Below are 15,593 nucleotides of genomic sequence, written 5' to 3' on the forward strand. Positions count from 1 at the left end.
TCAGCCTTTCGGAGTGAGGTCGAGCGTCAGTTTCTTGAGATCGAAGGCCTCGGCATAGCGCTGCCCGCATTCGATGCCGCGAATGCGGGCGAGGCCGAGGAAGGCTTCCCGGTCGTACCAGGGCCGGTGCCGCTGGGAGGCGTAATGCTCCTGGAGCAGACGGACCTTCTCCTCGGCGCGCTCGGGCGACAGCGGCACGTACGCGGTGGGTTTGCCGAGGTCGCCGTCCCATTTCACGATCTCGTACTCCAGCTGGAGATGCGTGCGGAACACCGTCGGCACCAGCTTCGCCAGGCCACGATGGTCCTGGTGCGCGTCCGCCGTGCGCGGGGAGAGGACGAGGTCCGGGTCGGTGCGGCGGCGCAGCTCCTCCAGCCCGTTCTTGGCCTCTTCCCAGTGCGCGGGGAACCGGCCGTCGGGCAGTTTGAGCACGGTGACCTCCACGTCGGCGCCCGGGCAGAAGGCCGCGAGCGCGGCGCGCTCCTCGGCCTCCCGTTCGGTGCCGCCGCCGGAAAGGACGAACGCGTCCACCCGGACACCCGGGTTGGCGGCGCAGATCGTCAGCAGGGTGCCGCCCGCCCCGATGGCGATGTCGTCACAGTGCGCGCCGAGCGCGACGATCCGCTGGACGCCGCCGGTGCCGAGCTCGATCACGCCGTGCTCGCCTTTTCGCGCTCCCACCGCGCCCACGGACGGTCTCCGCGCGCGTAGGCGTCGTCCAGCTGGACCCGTTCCTTGACGGTGTCGGTCGGCTTCCAGAACCCGCGGTACGGGTACGCGAGCAGCTTGCCCTGCTTGGCGAGCTCGCCGCAGCCGTCGGCCACCAGATCGCCGCCCTCGGGGATGTGGTCGAAGACCTCCTGGCGCAGCACGAAGTACCCGCCGTTCTCCCACAACGGCATCTCGCTGACCGGGGTCAGCGCGCCGATGCGGCCGTCCTCGCCCATCTCGACGCAGTGGAACGACGACTGCGGCGGTACGACCATCATCGACGCGCCGGCGTCGGATTCCGTGAACCGCTCGATCATCTCCGGCAAGGGCGCGTCGGTGAGGACGTCGGCGTAGTTGGCGAGGAACATCTCGTCGCCTTCGAGGTACGGGCGCACCCGGCGCAGCCGTTCGCCGATGGCCGATTCGAGACCGGTCTGCACGAAGGTGATCGACCAGTCCGCGATATCGGTCGACAGCAGCTCGGGCTTGCCGCGGCGCAGGACGAAATCGTTGGAGGTGGTCTCCTGGTAATTGAGGAAGAACTCCTTGATGTGGTGCGCGCCGTACCCGAGACAGAGGACGAACTCGGTGTGCCCGAAATGCGCGTAGTACCGCATCACGTGCCAGATCAGGGGTCTGGGGCCGACCATGGCCATCGGCTTGGGCACGTCGGACGCGTCACCGTTGCGCATCCGCATGCCGTAGCCGCCGCAGAAGAGGACTACCTTCACGACTTCACCTCGACGATTTCCAGGTGCGGGATGGGGAAGACCAGTTTCCCGCCCCATTCGTCCACAAAGGACAATTGGGCGGTCAGCTCCTTCCGGAGGTTCCACGGAAGGACGAGCACGTAATCGGGCCGGTCCGCTTCGATGCGTTCCGGCGGCAGGATCGGGATCCGGGTGCCGGGGGTGAACCGGCCGTGCTTGTACGGGTTGCGGTCGACGGTGTACGGCAGCACGTCCGGGCGGATGCCGCAGTGGTTCAGCAGCGTGTTGCCCTTGCCCGGCGCGCCGTATCCGACGACGCTCTTGCCTTCGAGCGCGGCGTCGGTGAGGAACTTGTTCAGCTCCAGCCGGACCTTGGTGACCCGCTCGGAGAATTCGGTGTACCCGGACATTTCGTGCAGTCCGGCCGCCTTTTCCGCGTCGAGGACCTGCGTCATCCGCTCGCTCGGCTCACCGGCGACGGCGTCAGGGCGCGCCCACAGCCGGATCGAACCGCCGTGGGTGGGCAGGAGCTCGACGTCCACAACGGACAATCCGCCGCGCGCGAGGGCCCGGCGCGCGGATTCCACCGTGTAGTACTGGAAATGCTCGTGATAGATCGTGTCGTACTGGTTCTCCTGGATCAGCGTCAGCAGGTGCTGGACCTCGATGCTGACCCAGCCGTCATCGGCGACCAGGGCACGAAGCCCGTGCGTGAAACCGATGATGTCCGGAATGTGTGCGTAAACGTTGTTCGCCACGACGAGGTCGGCGGGACCGTGCTCCTCGCGGACGTCGCGTCCGCTTTCGGGGCTGAGGAAGGCGGTCTTCGTCGGCACCCCGGCGTCACGCGCGGCTTGGCCCACGTTCACCGAAGGTTCCACGCCGAGACAGCGGATCTGCTGTGCCACAACGTGTTTGAGGAGATAGCCGTCGTTGCTGGCGACCTCGACGACGAACGAGGACTCGTCGAGCCCCAGTCGCTCGACGGCGTCGTCGACGAACGTTTTGGCGTGTTCGACCCAGGAGGCGGAATACGACGAGAAATACGCGTATTCGGTGAAAGTCTCTTCCGGGGTGATCAGCGGCGGGATCTGGGCGAGCCGGCATTCGGTGCAGACCCGCAGGTGCAGGGGGTAGGTCGGCTCCGGCTCCGCGAGCTGTTCCACGGTCAGAAAACGTTCACACGGCGGCGTCGCCCCGAGGTCGACGACACTGGCGAGATGGGCCGAGCCGCAGAGTCGGCAGGTGGTCATCGAGAGGCTCCTTGGCTCGCGTCACGTATCCCAGACGTCGGCACCTCGGGTCGCCTCGTTACATGCCTTCCAGGGGTCTCACGCTTCCGTCTCATAACCGAAACCTGGCGTCTCGGCCATCGGCGCAGACGTCTCCGCCATCCGGGCGCGGGCAACCCTGCCGGATCGCGTTTAGCGGGCTAAACGCGACGCGCTGGGCCTCCGCGGACGTCGCGAAAGCCACTTTCGCGACGTCAGATGTCCCGAAAGTGGCTTTCGCGACACTTGGTCGCCACGCGCCCCCCCGGCCCGGATCGCGTTTAGCGGGCTAAACGCGATCCGGCCGTCACACCGTCAAGAAACCACTAGCGCGTAGTCCGCATCGGTCGCCGACGTTTCAGGGTGACCGTCGGCGTTCACCTGGGTCGCCACGACCTCGACCGTCCAAGTACCGGCGGCCGGCTTTTCGAGGATGACGTTCTCCACCGTGTCGACGGTGTTCGGCGATCCGCCCGCGGTCGAGAAGTTGCCCGCCTTCAGCCCGTTGTTGCCGTAGTAGACGGTCCCGTTCGGCGCGGTGACCTTCAGTGTCAGGTCGTTGACCCTGGTGACCGACGCGCTCGGCGAGCCCGCCGGGTCGGTGTAGGCCAGCGTGGCCTTGAACTGCTTGGTCCCGTTCACCGCGACCGTGTACTTCTTGGACTGCCCGGTGCCCAGCAGGTCGGTTTCGTTCACCAGCACCGGCAGCTTCCACCCGTTCGCCTTGGCCTGTTCGTGCAGGTACCGCACGTTCGCGGTGCCCCAGCCCTGGTGTGTCCGGGTCATGTCGTGCGAGGTGCCGCTGAACGCGAACTGGTCGGCCCCGTTGATCAACAGCGCCTTCGCGGTCGAGGCGTGCGGGCGGCTCGCGAAGACGTCGCGGCCCTTGCCGGGGCCGCCGTCGAACACGCCGTCGGCCCACATCTGGAACAGCAGCCCGGCGTTTCCGCAGGTGATCGGGGTCGCGCCGCTCGTGCCGCCGAACGACGTCGTGTACGACGTGTCACTGCCGGACGACGTGGTGTCGATCCGGTCGTAGTAGTTCGACAGCTCCGGTTTGATCCGGCCGTCGGCGGCCGGGCCGATGCTGGCGCCGCCGTTCCACTTGTCGTCGGTGCGGCCCAGCGTGTTGTAGTGGTACTGCCCGCCGACCGAGAGCACGTTCTTCGACCAGGCCTGCGGCCGCGACTGCTGGGTGCCCGCGTTGCTCTGCGACTGGCAGATCAGCAGGTCGTGATCGAAGACGATCTTGTCGAGCTCGGCGGAGACCGAGTTGTAGGCCGTCGTCAGCCCGCCACCCCAGCTGTTGCTCTGGAACACCGCGCGGTACTTGCCCGCCGGGTCGACCAGTTCCTTGGTGTGGGCGTAGCGGTCCGGCTTGTTGTAGGTGGCGAAGATCCCCTGGGCTTCGGGCAGCAGCCCCCGCTGCGGCGCGCTCACACCCGACGCGAAGATCTGGCCGTACGTGGACGTCCCGTGGCTGGTGCTGGTGGAGTTCGACCCGTGCAGCACCGTCGGCCGCGCCTTGAACTCCTGGTGCGTGACGCGCAGGCCACCGTCCATCACCTCGCCGCGCACGCCCTGGCCGCGGTAGCCGCCGACACTCTCGATGTAGTTCGCGCCCCCGCTCTCCCTGGCGTTGGCCATGTCGGTTTCGGGGGCGGTGATCGCGCCGACCGCGAGCACTTCGGCCCCCTGCGCCACGGTGGCGGCCTGACCGGGGCCGAGCTTCGCCACGATGTGCTGCCCGCTCTGCGAGATCGCCTCGATACCGCCGCCGAGCCGCAGGATCCGCTCGGCCACCGCGCGCTGGTCCCGCGCGTCCGATTCGACCAGCGTCACCAGGTAACCGCCTGTCGAGGCCGCCGAGATCTCCACCTTGTCGTCCGGACGGTATTCGCCGAGCCAGCGGACGAAATTCAATTTCGCCACCGATTCGCGGTTCTCCGGCTTCAACCGGACCACGTAGGCGAAATCGGGAATGTAGGTCCCGATCCGCACGCCGAGTGAACGCAATCGCCCGCGCTGTTCGTCGGTCAGCGCGCTCCGGACCTGAAGCAGGTAGGCGCCCTTCCAGTCCTGGCTCGCGGCCGTGCGCTGGCTGAGCGGATCGAAGGTCCTGCTGGCCAGGCGGATGAACTGGGGGTCCTCGGGGGCCGGGGCGGCGACGGCCGCCCCGCTCGTCAACAGCATCGCGCCGACCAAGGGCGCGAGAAAGCGGACAGACTTCGACCGTGGCATGAAATACCTCCGGGGAGCTCTGCAGGGGAGAGGTCTTCCGAAGGTACCGGCCGAAAAGTGTGGTGATCAGCCGCTGAACGGCCCAGCCGTTTTCCGGTGCTGCGGGAAATGGAGCATAAACGGTTAAAAACTGATTCAGGAGCTCTCGTCGATCGTCCCGCTGAACCGCGTCAACCGCTCGCGTTCCTCGTCGCCGAGTCTTCGCGTGCTGCCTTCGGGCAGGACGCACGCGACCCAGATGGTGCGGCAGCGCGCGTAGACGGCCCGTTCGTCGCGCAGCCTGCTGTTGACCACGACGTCGCAGGTGCCGATCCGGCCGACCACGGTCTCCACTTCGACCGGGCTGTCGCGGAAGGTGAGCCTGCGCAGGTAGCTGACGTTGTGCTTCGCGATGAGATACGCCGGTCCCTTGGCCTGGAAGAGGTGCTCGCGCCGCGGATCGAGCATCGCGACCTGGGCTTCCTGGAAGTAGTCCAGCAACCGCACATTCCCGACGTGACCGAGATGGTCCAGGTCGGCGACACGCAGGCGATGGCGGTGGAGGTGGATCTCGGGAGCGGGACGCGCACTGGTCGTCCCCAGCGGATGTGCGTGCACGAAGTGGATCTTGAATGATCGCGTGGTGTTCCGGCCGCGCGGCGCAACGGACACCGGCCCGGTTCACTCCATCAGGGCTTCGGACAGTTCGCGGATCGCGGCGGTCTCGGCGGTGTGGATGTCCCGGATCATGGTGCCCATCGTGCTGAACAGGTCACGGGCTTCGACGTCGGTGAACGGCGTTTCGTCGTTGTAGTGCGCGCGCAGTTTCCACATCTCCTCACCGGCGGCCGCGGCGGCGTCCTGCCCCGCGTCGCCCTCGCGGACACCCGCCGACACCGCGCTGACCAGTCCGCGCATCCAGGCGAATTCAGCGTTCGACGCGGGAACGGCGGCCTCGGCCAGCTCCGCCCAGCGCTCGGCGATCCCGCGCCAGGTCGACGCCTGTTCCGCCAGCGCCGGGAGTTCGAGCAGGCCGGCGGCTTCGGTGAGCGAGTCGGCGAACAGCCCGCGCAGATGCCCGCCCTCCATGCCGGCCGGGGTGACGCTCTCCCACACGGTGAACAGCGCCCCGACGAGCCCGCGCCGTTCCCCGAACGCGCGCGGCCAGCCCTTGGGGTCACGTTCGTCGGTCATCGCCTTCGCCCAGCGCCCCCAGGCGGGCAGCGAGAACGACTTCGACGGCTCCGAGAGGTTCCGTGCGCAATCCGTCAGCCCGTCGCGCACGGCCGCCCGCCAGTCGGGGACCTCGCCGGGTTCGATCGTGGCGAGCAGGTTCTTGTACGAGCCGACCCGGCCACGTGCGGCGTCGAACGTCTTCCGGTCGACCGTCAGCCGGGCGAGGTTCCGGTCGTCGACCAGCACCCGGCCGTCCTCTTCGCCGTACGCGACGACGAAGTGGCCGCCGCCGCCGGACATCTCCGGCGGCAACCACCAGTAGCCGAGTGACTCTCGGTCGGGGAGGACGATCGACGGCCGTCCCGCTTCGAGATTCGCGGAGAGCCGTTTCGCGGCGGCACGTTTGCCGCCGGTGGTGTGGATGTCGGCGGCGAGCCCGAGTCTGTCCACTGTGGACTTGAGCCATTCTCGCGGATATTGCCAGCGCGCGCGGAAGCCGAACACGATCGTCGACATCGTCTCGTGCGCGAAGTCCCACAGGATGTAGCCGGCCCCGATCCCGCCGGACACGGCGAACACCAGCGCCTCGCTGGGCGCCTTGCCGTCCGGCCCTTCGACACCGTGATGGGTCAGTACGGCGGTAACCGCTGAAACGTCCGGTTGCAGCCCGCCACGTAGCTCGTACTCGCTCACCCCGCCATCATGCCCGTTCCGGCGTCAGAAGTCCTTGATCAAGGAAACCCTGCCGCGTAAGGGATCCGCCACGTACACCGTCCTGGTGCGCTGGTCGGTCGCGACCGCGCCGGGGTTCACGCCGAGTGACAGGTCGCCGGTGAGCAGATTCGTCCTGCCGTCGACCCTGGCGATGCCGTTGGGGCCGCCGTTGGAGTAGACGGTGTTCGATCCTTCGTGGACCGCGAGCGCGGACGATTCCGAGCGCAGCAGCACGGTCGCCTTCTCCTTGCGCGCGACTGTGTCCACTATGGACAGATGGTGGATGGCCGAGTTCGCGACGTACACCGTGCCGGACGCGCTGTGCACGGCGACGCCGGTCGGCGACTTGCCGACCGGGATCCCGTCGGCGAACCCGCCCGCGCCGATGTCGAAGATCTCCAGCGAGTCGGTGTCGGTGCTGGTGCAGTACACGAGCTTGCGACCGCCGTCGACCGCCGTCGACGACAACCCCCGCGTCGGGCCCGGGACCAGGTCCAGCAGGCGGCAGCTCACGCCGTCGATGACGGCGAGCGCCCCGGTGAGGCCGCTGACCGCGTAGATACGGTTCGCCTGCTCGTCGACGTCGACACTGGACGCGCCGGGACCGGCGGGAACCACACTGACGACGTCGTTGGTCCGCCCGTCCAGGACGAGGACGGTCCCGGCGGGCGGGTTCGCCACGAAGACCCGGTTGGTCACCGTGTCCACGGCCAGTCCGGCGGGCTCGCCGCCGACCGGGATCACGTCACCGACCGTGCCGGACCGCGAGTCGAGGACGACGATCGTGCCGGTGGACGGGTCCGAGACGTAGGCGAAGCCGGTGACGGAATTCACCGCGACCGCCTCCGGGGTGCCCCCGACCTCGACGAGGAGCACTTTCTCGGCTCTGGCCGCCGGTGCGAAGGCGACCGCGGAGGCACCGGCCGCGGCCAGCGTGAGCAGGGCTCTGCGGCTCAGTTCGGGTCCTCGCACAGGCGCCTCCCGATGATCGTTCCGGGCTTCGACCATAACCCGCGATCAGAGCATGCGAAGGAACTTCGCGTCCCCCGATCGCGTTGTTTCCGATGAGTAACCCCCACCCAGAGAAAGGAAGGAGCAGGACGCCGTGCACAAACACCAGAACGGGCTGAAGACCGTCGTCCTGCTCGGCCTGCTGTCCGCGCTCATCGTCGGGATCAGCGGTTTCTTCGGACGGGGCGCGCTGGTCATCGGCCTGGTGGTGGCGCTCGGCGTCAACGCGTACGCCTACTTCAACTCCGACAAGCTGGCGCTGCGGGCCATGCGCGCGCGGCCGGTCTCCGAGGCCGAGCAGCCGGCGATGTACCGGATCGTGCGGGAGCTGGCGACCACGGCGCGCCAACCGATGCCGCGGCTCTACATCAGCCCCACCGTCGCCCCGAACGCCTTCGCCACCGGCCGCAGCCCCCGGCACGCGGCGGTGTGCTGCACCACCGGCATCCTCGACCTGCTCGACGAGCGCGAACTGCGGGCGGTGCTCGGGCACGAACTGTCCCATGTCTACAACCGCGACATCCTGATCTCGTGCGTCGCGGGCGCGCTGGCGAGCGTGATCAGCGTGATCGCCAATATCGCGATGTTCACCAGCGTCTTCGGCGGCAACAACCGCGAGGACGGCGACAGCCCGCTGGTCGGGCTGCTCCTGGTGCTGATCGGGCCGATCGCGGCCGCCGTCGTGAAACTCGGGGTGAGCCGCTCGCGGGAATTCCAGGCCGACGCGTCGGGAGCGGAACTCACCGGCGACCCGCTCGGGCTGGCGTCCGCCCTGCGGAAGCTCGACAGGGGCACACGCGCGGCGCCGCTCGTGCCGGAGCCGAAACTGGTCTCGCAGTCGCACCTCATGATCGCGAACCCGTTCCGTCCGGGCGAAGGCCTCTCGAAGCTCTTCTCGACCCATCCGCCTATGGACGAACGCATCCGGCGCCTGGAAGAAATGGCCCGGCGCCCCTACTGACCAGCCGGATCGCGTTTAGCCCGCTAAACGCAGGTGGTCCCCCAGATCGCGTTTAGCCCGCTAACTGCGCTCTGCCGTCCGGATCGCGTTTAGCGGGCTAAACGCGATCCGCCCGGGGATCTCATCTCGTGGGAGCGGGAATCGAGGGGTGGGCGCGCGAGTTCCCCGGGCATGGGTTCCGCACAGCAGTTGCACCTCGGGGTCGCGCTCGACGGGGCCGGGCAGCATCCGGCCGCCTGGCGGGTCTCCGACGTCCGCCCGTCCGCGTTGTTCACCGCCGCCCACTATCTCGCCCACGCGAAGCTCGCCGAAGCGGCTTCGCTCGACTTCGTCACCCTCGACGACACCCTCGCGCTCCAACCCGGCGGCGAGGAGGTCGTCCGAGGCCGGCTCGACGCGCTCCTCACCTTCGCCGCGATAGCCCCCGTGACCAGCGGAATCGGTCTCGTCCCCACGGTCACCACCACGCACACCGAGCCGTTCCACATCTCGACGGCCGTCGCTTCGCTCGACTTCGCGAGCCGTGGCCGTGCAGGCGTCCTCGCGGTGCCTTCGCGCACCGAGGCCGAGGTCGCGCACTTCGGCAGGCGCACCCTGCCGTCCGAGGTGGACGCCGAAGCGGAGAACGCCGAGGTCGTCGACGTCATCGCCCGCCTCTGGGACAGCTGGGAGGACGACGCGATCATCCGCGACGAGCCGACAGGCCGCTTCATCGACCGCGAGAAGCTGCATTACGTCGACTTCGAAGGCCGCTTCTTCAGCGTCAAGGGACCTTCGATCACGCCGCGCCCGCCGCAGGGCCACCCCGTCGTCGCGGTGTACGGCGACTCGCCGTACGCGCACGGCGCCGACGTCGTCCTGGTCGACGAGATCCGCGGCGCCCGCGAGCGCTTCCCGGACGCGAAACTCCTCGCCGGCCTGTCGATCGTGCTCGCCGAGACCGAACAGGCGGCCATCGACCGCCGCCGGGCGCTGGAGGCCTACGCGCCCTTCCCGCCGGGCCCGGCCTTCACCGGAACTCCCGCAGACCTCGCCATCGAGCTGCCCCGCCTCGCGGCGTCCAACGGTCTCGACGGCTTCCACCTCCGGCCCGCGGTCCTGCCCGACGACCTGGCGCTCTTCACCGCCGAGACCGTGCCCGCGCTTCGGGCCGCGGGCGTGTTCCGGCAGGCCTACACCGGCGCCACCCTGCGCGACCATCTCGGCCTCGGGGTCGCCGCCAACCAGTACGCGGAGGCGTGACAAATGCCCAAACAGGTCAAACTCGCCGCACACTTCCCCGGCGTCAACAACACGACCGTGTGGAGCGACCCGCGTTCGGGTAGTCAAATCGACTTTTCGTCCTTCGAGCACCTCGCGCGCACGGCCGAGCGGGGCAAGTTCGACTTCCTCTTCCTCGCCGAGGGACTGCGCCTGCGCGAACACGCGGGCAAGATCCTCGACTCCGACGTCGTCGGGCGGCCGAACACCACCACCGTGCTGGCCGCGCTCTCCGCGGTCACCACCCGGCTCGGCCTCGCGGGCACGCTGTCGTCCACCTTCAACGAGCCGTACGAGGTCGCGCGGCAGGTCGCGAGCATCGACCACCTTTCCGGCGGCCGCGCCGCGTGGAACGTCGTCACCTCGCCGGACGCCTGGACGGGCCAGAACTTCCGCCGTGGTGGCTTCCTCAAACGCGAGGACCGCTATCGCCGCGCGGAGGAGTTCCTCGCCACCGTGCGTGAACTCTGGGACAGCTGGGCGCCCGACGCGGTGGTGGGGGACAAGGAGAACGGCGTCTTCGCCCGCGGCATCGAGCGCTTTGTCCACAGTGGACCGCAGTTCGACATCCGCGGCGAGTTCACCGTTCCGAGGACCCCGCAGGGGCAGCCGATCGTCATCCAGGCCGGGGATTCCGACGAGGGCCGGGAGTTCGCCGCCAAGACCGCCGACGTCATCTTCAGCCGCCACGGCTCACTGGAGAGCGGCAAGGAGTTCTTCGCCGACGTCAAGCGGCGGCTGCCCGCCTACGGCCGCGAGCCCGGCGAGCTGCTGATCATGCCCGCCGCGACCTTCGTCCTCGGTGACACCGAGGAGGACGCGCACGAGTACGCACGGGAGATCCGCTACCAGCAGGTGCGCCCGGCGACCGCGATCCAGTTCCTCGAACAGGTCTGGAGCCGCGACCTCTCCGCTTACGACGCCGACGGTCCGCTCCCCGAGATCGACCCGGATCCCGATGCCGAACCGCTGACCTGGGGCCGGGTCCGGCACGAAAAGGATCCGCTCGCCGTGGCCGCGAAATGGCGGGCGATCGCGGAGGAGAAGAAGCTCTCGATCCGCGAACTCGTCATCGAGGTGACCGCGCGCCAGCAGTTCGTCGGCACCGCCCGGCAGGTCGCGGAATCGATCGACGAGTACGTCCAGAGCGACGCCGCCGACGGCTTCGTGCTGGTGCCGCATCTGACCCCGGGCGGGCTGGACGCGTTCGTCGACGACGTCGTCCCGCATCTGCGGGAACGGGGTGTCTTCCGGACCGACTACACCGGCGACACCCTGCGGGAACACCTGTTCAGCCGGTAGCGCCCTGGGTGCGCGCGACGTTCATCAGATATTCGCCGTAGCCGGACTTCGCCAGTTTCGCCCCGAGCGCGAAGCACTGCTCCGCGTCGATGAAGCCCATACGCAGCGCGACTTCTTCGAGACAGGCGATCCGGACGCCCGTCCGGTGCTCGAGGACCTGCACGAACTGGCCCGCCTCCAGTAGCGAGTCGTGCGTTCCGGTGTCGAGCCAGGCGAACCCGCGGCCGAGGTCGATCAGGGTCGCGCGGTCCTGCCGCAGGTAGGTGAGGTTGACGTCCGTGATCTCCAGCTCACCGCGAGGGGAGGGCTTGAGGTCACGGGCGATCTCGACGACCTGGTTGTCGTAGAAGTACAGCCCGGTGATGGCCTTGTTCGACTTCGGCTTCTCGGGCTTCTCCTCGATGGAGAGGAGTTTGCCGTCGGCGTCGATCTCCCCGACGCCGTACCGCTGCGGGTCCTTGACCGGGTAACCGAACAGCACGCAGCCGTCGAGCGCGGTCGCCGCGGCCTGCAGCCTGCTGGAGAACCCCTGGCCGTAGAAGATGTTGTCGCCGAGCACGAGCGCGACGTCGTCGTCGCCGACGAAGTCCGCGCCGATGACGAACGCCTCGGCCAGCCCGTTCGGGGCGGCCTGCTCGGCGTAGCTGAAGCTGAGCCCGAACTGGCTGCCGTCGCCGAGCAGCCGCCGGAAATGCGGCAGGTCGACGGGGGTCGAGATGATCAGGATCTCGCGGATCCCGGCGAACATCAGCACCGAGATCGGGTAGTAGATCATCGGTTTGTCGTAGACCGGTAGCAGCTGTTTCGATATCGCCTGGGTGATGGGATGCAGACGCGTCCCACTGCCCCCCGCCAGCACGATGCCCTTCATGCGATGCCCCCGCTTCGTAGCCGATCGCTCGGGACCTCACACTACCGGGTGGCTCAGAACGCCGGGCCCTTCGCGAAGTACGCCTTGCAGCCGAGGTTGTACTCGGTGGAGATCTGCAACACGTTCTTTCCGCCGTCGACCGGCAGCAGCGTCGAGCTGTAGTTGGGGCAGAAGTTGTTGTGGATCCCGACGATGCGCACCGGTGCGGGCAGCTCGTACCAGTGCCCGGCGCCGAAGTTGTCGTTGGCCAGCAGGACCTGGCCGTTCTTGGGCTGCGGGACACCGGCGGCGTCGGTGTAGATCTGCCCGACCATCACCAGCCGCACCCCGTTCGGGCCGCCTGGGAACAGCGTGATCGTCTGCGCGTGCTGGAAGTAGTTGCCGCTGGCGGTGGTCACGCGGGTGCCGGGATCGAGAGGATCGCCCCAGTTGGCGCCGTCGGAGGAGATCTTGAAGTACGGGTCGCAGTAGCGGTCGCGGTAGTTGCAGATCTCGTAGGCCAGGTAGTACCGGCCGTCGGGGAGGCGGCGGATGATCGGCATCCCGGGCCGCACCCGATGCGGCGGGATGGCCATCGTGCGCTGCTTGGTGCCCCAGTTCACCCCGTCGGTGGAGGCGACCCGGTTCATCACCTGCGCGAACTGCGGCGCCTCGGTCTCGTCGGCGTAGTGCAGCCACAGCGTGCCACCCGCGTCGACGACGAACTCCGGCTCCCAGATGCCGTCGTGGTTGTGCGAGCGGGCGGCCTCGGACAGGAAGGCCCACGAGCGGCCGGCGTCGCGGCTGTACCAGATCCTGATGCCGATCCGCCGTTGCGGACCGGCGTCCTGCCGGTAGCTCGCGGCCCACAGCAGGGTGCCCGCGCGAAGCCTGCCGACCCGCTGCGGCAGTTCGTACAGCGTTCCGCAGCACATGCCGCGGCGGCCGTCGCGGTCGCGGACCTCGCCGATCTTGTGGAAGCTCTGGCCCTCGTCGGTGCTCTCCATGATCGGGGTGAACTTGCCGCCCGCGTCTTCGCTGGTCAGTGACGCCAGGATGCGGCCACGGCCGATCGAGGAATGCTCCAGGCGGATGAGCCGTGGGTACGAGCCGTAGCCGGGCACGAGCTGCTGGCGCTCCGCGGCCTGCGCGGACGTGAACAGGGACGCGATCACCGTGAGTGACAGCGCGAAAGCGAGTGCGGAGCTGAAACGGCGTTGCATCGTGACCTTCCTCGAACGCGATCGCCGGATTACAACACGGGCTTTTGTCCCTTTCGGACTCCCGAGGAAGCGTCGCGGCGGAAACCCACCTCCGAGTGGCCTGAATCGCTCGGCCGAGTGGTCCGGTAACGCTGGGCTATCGAGCGACGAAGATCGGATGAAGGGTTCGACTAGGGGGAACACGTGATCAGGCGCTTGTGCGCGGCCGCGAGTGCCGTGCTGCTGACCGCGGGCCTGGTGGCCTGCTCGCCGGCTCTGGGCCGAGTCGTCCCGCGGGCGGCGGCCCCGGACGGGCTGCGCTCACCATCGACGACCCCCACGCCGACCACCACCCCGAAGCCCGGCCCGCAACCGGAGGAGAAGCACTCGGGGAAGGGGAACGCGTCGGTCCCCATGGCCTGGCCGTCGCGCCTCGGCTTCGTGACCTTCGACTGCCCGAAGTGTTCCGGGCACGTCGCGGTCAACACCGAGAACGAGCTGATCGTCAACGACACCGGCCCGTACAAGGGCACGCAGTGGATCAACGACATGCCCGGCCGTCAGGCGAAGACGTTCACCATCAAGGCCAACGCCGCCTGGACGCTGACCATCACCGACGAAAGCGGCTTGCCCGTGCTCACGCCGGGCAAGCCCCTGTCCGGCAAGAGCGAAGCGGTCTTCGCCGCGCCTGATGGCGTCTCGGCGGTCGCCGTCACCACCAAGAACAGCGGCCGCACCGCGGTGTGGGTGCACAGCGGCGACTACTCGGAGCTCCCGGTGAACCAGCTCGGCGACTACCAGGGCAGTGTGCCCGTGTCCGGTCCGGCCTTCGTGTCGGTGGAAGGCGACGGGACCTGGACGGTCACCGCGTCGTAGACATGACGAAGGCCACCTTCTGCCGAAGGTGGCCTTGTCGTCGCCGTGCTCAGCGGTAGTTCGTGAACTGCAGCGCGATCTCGAAGTCCTTGCCCTTCAGCAAGGCGATCACGTCCTGCAGCTGGTCCTTCTTCTTGCCGGACACCCGCAGCTGGTCGCCCTGGATCTGCGCCTGGACGCCCTTGGGGCCTTCGTCGCGGATGAACTTGGCGATCTGCTTCGCCTTGTCCGACGCGATCCCCTGCAGGATCTTGCCGCCGATCTTGTAGATCTTGCCGGACAACGCCGGCTCGTCCGCCTCGAAGGCCTTCAGGGAGATGCCGCGCTTGATCAGCTTCTCCTTGAACACCTCGACCGCCGCCAGTGCCCGCTCTTCGGTCTCTGACTCGATCGCGATCGCCTCTTCACCGGACCAGTCGATCTTGGTCCCGGTACCCCGGAAGTCGAACCGCGTACCGAGTTCCTTGCTGGCCTGGTTCAGGGCGTTGTCCACCTCCTGGCGATCGACCTTGCTCACCACGTCGAAAGAGGGATCCGCCACGTGTTCTCACACCTCGTACTCGCTTGTCAGGAGCTTCCACCCTAGCCCTGCGGAACCCGGTTGACCGGCCCGCCACGGCATTGGGTATTCTTTCGTCTCGGCCGGGGACACCCGGCCACGGCGAGTTGCCCGAGCGGCCAAAGGGATCTGACTGTAAATCAGACGGCACTGCCTTCGGGGGTTCGAATCCCTCACTCGCCACACCAACAAGATCGGCCCCCTGACCTGGGAAACCAGGCCAGGGGGCCGATCTTGTTATGTGCGGTTGTGTGCAGCTCGGCGCGGCTGGTAGCGGGTGGCCGCGCCAAATACGCGGCGCTGGTCGGTGAAGTCGTAGCTGCAAGCACGAACACCGCAGTGCCTCGGTGGACCTGCCTTGGTCGGCCAGAGGCAACCGCGTCGTTTCAGGTGCCATCCGGCCAGGGCCGGCCTTGTCACCCACGTGGTTTGCGTTTCTTCAGCCGATCGAATGCCAGCCCAGCGCCAATCCCGGCGAGACCGAAGCACATGATCACCGTGCGACCCTCGTCCCAGAAGTCGCCCGTTCCCGTCCCTTGAGCGAGACGTCCGATTCCGGCCAACGTGAAGACCACCGCGGCGCCGACACCGATCATGATCAGAACGACATCGACAGGTGTCCGTTCCCTGGCGACTGGCGTCCGCTCCTCGGCAGCTGCGGACCCCCTCGCTGCTTGCCGCTGTTTGCGGTTCATCGGCTTGCGGAGCTGATCGTCGGTCATGCTGGATACACGTCCGTCACGCCTTTCAGGTTGCCGGGGTTACCGCCA

Annotated in this window: 15 protein-coding genes and 1 tRNA gene; 5 read left to right on the forward strand and 11 right to left on the reverse strand. The window is 68.1% G+C overall.

All coding sequences use genetic code 11. The features are described from left to right. The 7 genes from ACIBTM_RS16315 to ACIBTM_RS16345 all read right to left on the reverse strand — a co-directional run bounded on the left by ACIBTM_RS16315 (position 1) and on the right by ACIBTM_RS16345 (position 7,774). A complete protein-coding gene (locus ACIBTM_RS16315) occupies positions 1 to 654 on the reverse strand; it encodes a PIG-L deacetylase family protein (RefSeq protein WP_395878086.1) in 654 nt (217 codons plus the stop codon). Beyond that, on the reverse strand, positions 651 to 1,442 hold the full coding sequence (locus tag ACIBTM_RS16320; protein ID WP_395877390.1) for a sugar phosphate nucleotidyltransferase: 792 nt from the start codon (positions 1,440 to 1,442) through the stop codon (positions 651 to 653). The genes ACIBTM_RS16315 and ACIBTM_RS16320 overlap by 4 nt, the downstream gene beginning before the upstream one ends. After that, positions 1,439 to 2,674, reverse strand: a complete 1,236-nt coding sequence (locus ACIBTM_RS16325; protein WP_395877392.1) for a class I SAM-dependent methyltransferase — start codon at positions 2,672 to 2,674, stop codon at positions 1,439 to 1,441. Before ACIBTM_RS16325 ends, ACIBTM_RS16320 begins: the two co-directional genes overlap by 4 nt. Positions 2,675 to 3,007: 333 nt before the next feature. Continuing rightward, positions 3,008 to 4,933, reverse strand: coding sequence for a S8 family serine peptidase (locus ACIBTM_RS16330; RefSeq protein WP_395877394.1), 1,926 nt, complete (start codon positions 4,931 to 4,933; stop codon positions 3,008 to 3,010). Positions 4,934 to 5,068: 135 nt separating this feature from the next. Then, on the reverse strand, positions 5,069 to 5,530 hold the full coding sequence (locus ACIBTM_RS16335) for a thioesterase family protein (protein ID WP_046199891.1): 462 nt from the start codon (positions 5,528 to 5,530) through the stop codon (positions 5,069 to 5,071). Between the two features lie 63 nt (positions 5,531 to 5,593). Then, positions 5,594 to 6,781 carry a BtrH N-terminal domain-containing protein gene (locus ACIBTM_RS16340; RefSeq protein WP_395877396.1) on the reverse strand — a complete coding sequence of 396 codons (1,188 nt, stop codon included), beginning with the start codon at positions 6,779 to 6,781 and terminating at the stop codon, positions 5,594 to 5,596. Positions 6,782 to 6,805: 24 nt separating this feature from the next. Beyond that, positions 6,806 to 7,774 (reverse strand): YncE family protein, encoded by a 969-nt coding sequence (locus ACIBTM_RS16345; protein WP_395877398.1) that lies wholly within the window; start codon positions 7,772 to 7,774, stop codon positions 6,806 to 6,808. Between the two features lie 133 nt (positions 7,775 to 7,907). Here ACIBTM_RS16345 and htpX point away from each other — a divergent pair, with 133 nt between their 5' ends. From htpX to ACIBTM_RS16360, 3 genes are all read left to right on the forward strand, one after another. Further along, entirely contained in the window at positions 7,908 to 8,774 is an 867-nt protein-coding gene (gene htpX, locus ACIBTM_RS16350) for a zinc metalloprotease HtpX (RefSeq protein WP_395877400.1), read from the forward strand. 171 nt (positions 8,775 to 8,945) lie between these two features. After that, complete coding sequence (locus ACIBTM_RS16355) at positions 8,946 to 10,016, forward strand: LLM class flavin-dependent oxidoreductase (protein WP_395877402.1); 1,071 nt, start codon at positions 8,946 to 8,948, stop codon at positions 10,014 to 10,016. Between the two features lie 3 nt (positions 10,017 to 10,019). Beyond that, positions 10,020 to 11,336, forward strand: a complete 1,317-nt coding sequence (locus ACIBTM_RS16360; protein WP_395877404.1) for an NtaA/DmoA family FMN-dependent monooxygenase — start codon at positions 10,020 to 10,022, stop codon at positions 11,334 to 11,336. Here ACIBTM_RS16360 and rfbA read toward each other — a convergent pair. After that, on the reverse strand, positions 11,326 to 12,207 hold the full coding sequence (gene rfbA / locus ACIBTM_RS16365) for a glucose-1-phosphate thymidylyltransferase RfbA (RefSeq protein ID WP_037332809.1): 882 nt from the start codon (positions 12,205 to 12,207) through the stop codon (positions 11,326 to 11,328). The genes ACIBTM_RS16360 and rfbA overlap by 11 nt on opposite strands. Positions 12,208 to 12,260: 53 nt before the next feature. Next, positions 12,261 to 13,409 (reverse strand): sialidase family protein, encoded by a 1,149-nt coding sequence (locus tag ACIBTM_RS16370; protein ID WP_395877406.1) that lies wholly within the window; start codon positions 13,407 to 13,409, stop codon positions 12,261 to 12,263. 183 nt (positions 13,410 to 13,592) lie between these two features. Here ACIBTM_RS16370 and ACIBTM_RS16375 point away from each other — a divergent pair, with 183 nt between their 5' ends. After that, positions 13,593 to 14,264, forward strand: a complete 672-nt coding sequence (locus ACIBTM_RS16375; protein ID WP_395877408.1) for a hypothetical protein — start codon at positions 13,593 to 13,595, stop codon at positions 14,262 to 14,264. Positions 14,265 to 14,313: 49 nt separating this feature from the next. On the opposite strand, the gene ACIBTM_RS16380 is transcribed toward ACIBTM_RS16375, so the two are convergent. Then, positions 14,314 to 14,805, reverse strand: coding sequence for a YajQ family cyclic di-GMP-binding protein (locus ACIBTM_RS16380; protein ID WP_007030975.1), 492 nt, complete (start codon positions 14,803 to 14,805; stop codon positions 14,314 to 14,316). A gap of 119 nt (positions 14,806 to 14,924) precedes the next feature. On the opposite strand from ACIBTM_RS16380, the gene ACIBTM_RS16385 reads away from it, so the two are divergent. Beyond that, positions 14,925 to 15,006: transfer RNA gene (locus ACIBTM_RS16385), tRNA-Tyr, on the forward strand. A 233-nt stretch (positions 15,007 to 15,239) separates the two neighbouring features. On the opposite strand, the gene ACIBTM_RS16390 is transcribed toward ACIBTM_RS16385, so the two are convergent. Further along, positions 15,240 to 15,545 (reverse strand): hypothetical protein, encoded by a 306-nt coding sequence (locus ACIBTM_RS16390; protein ID WP_395877409.1) that lies wholly within the window; start codon positions 15,543 to 15,545, stop codon positions 15,240 to 15,242. Between the last annotated feature and the right edge of the window lie 48 nt (positions 15,546 to 15,593).

This window comes from Amycolatopsis sp. NPDC049868 (assembly GCF_044461365.1).
Lineage (GTDB): Bacteria > Actinomycetota > Actinomycetes > Mycobacteriales > Pseudonocardiaceae > Amycolatopsis.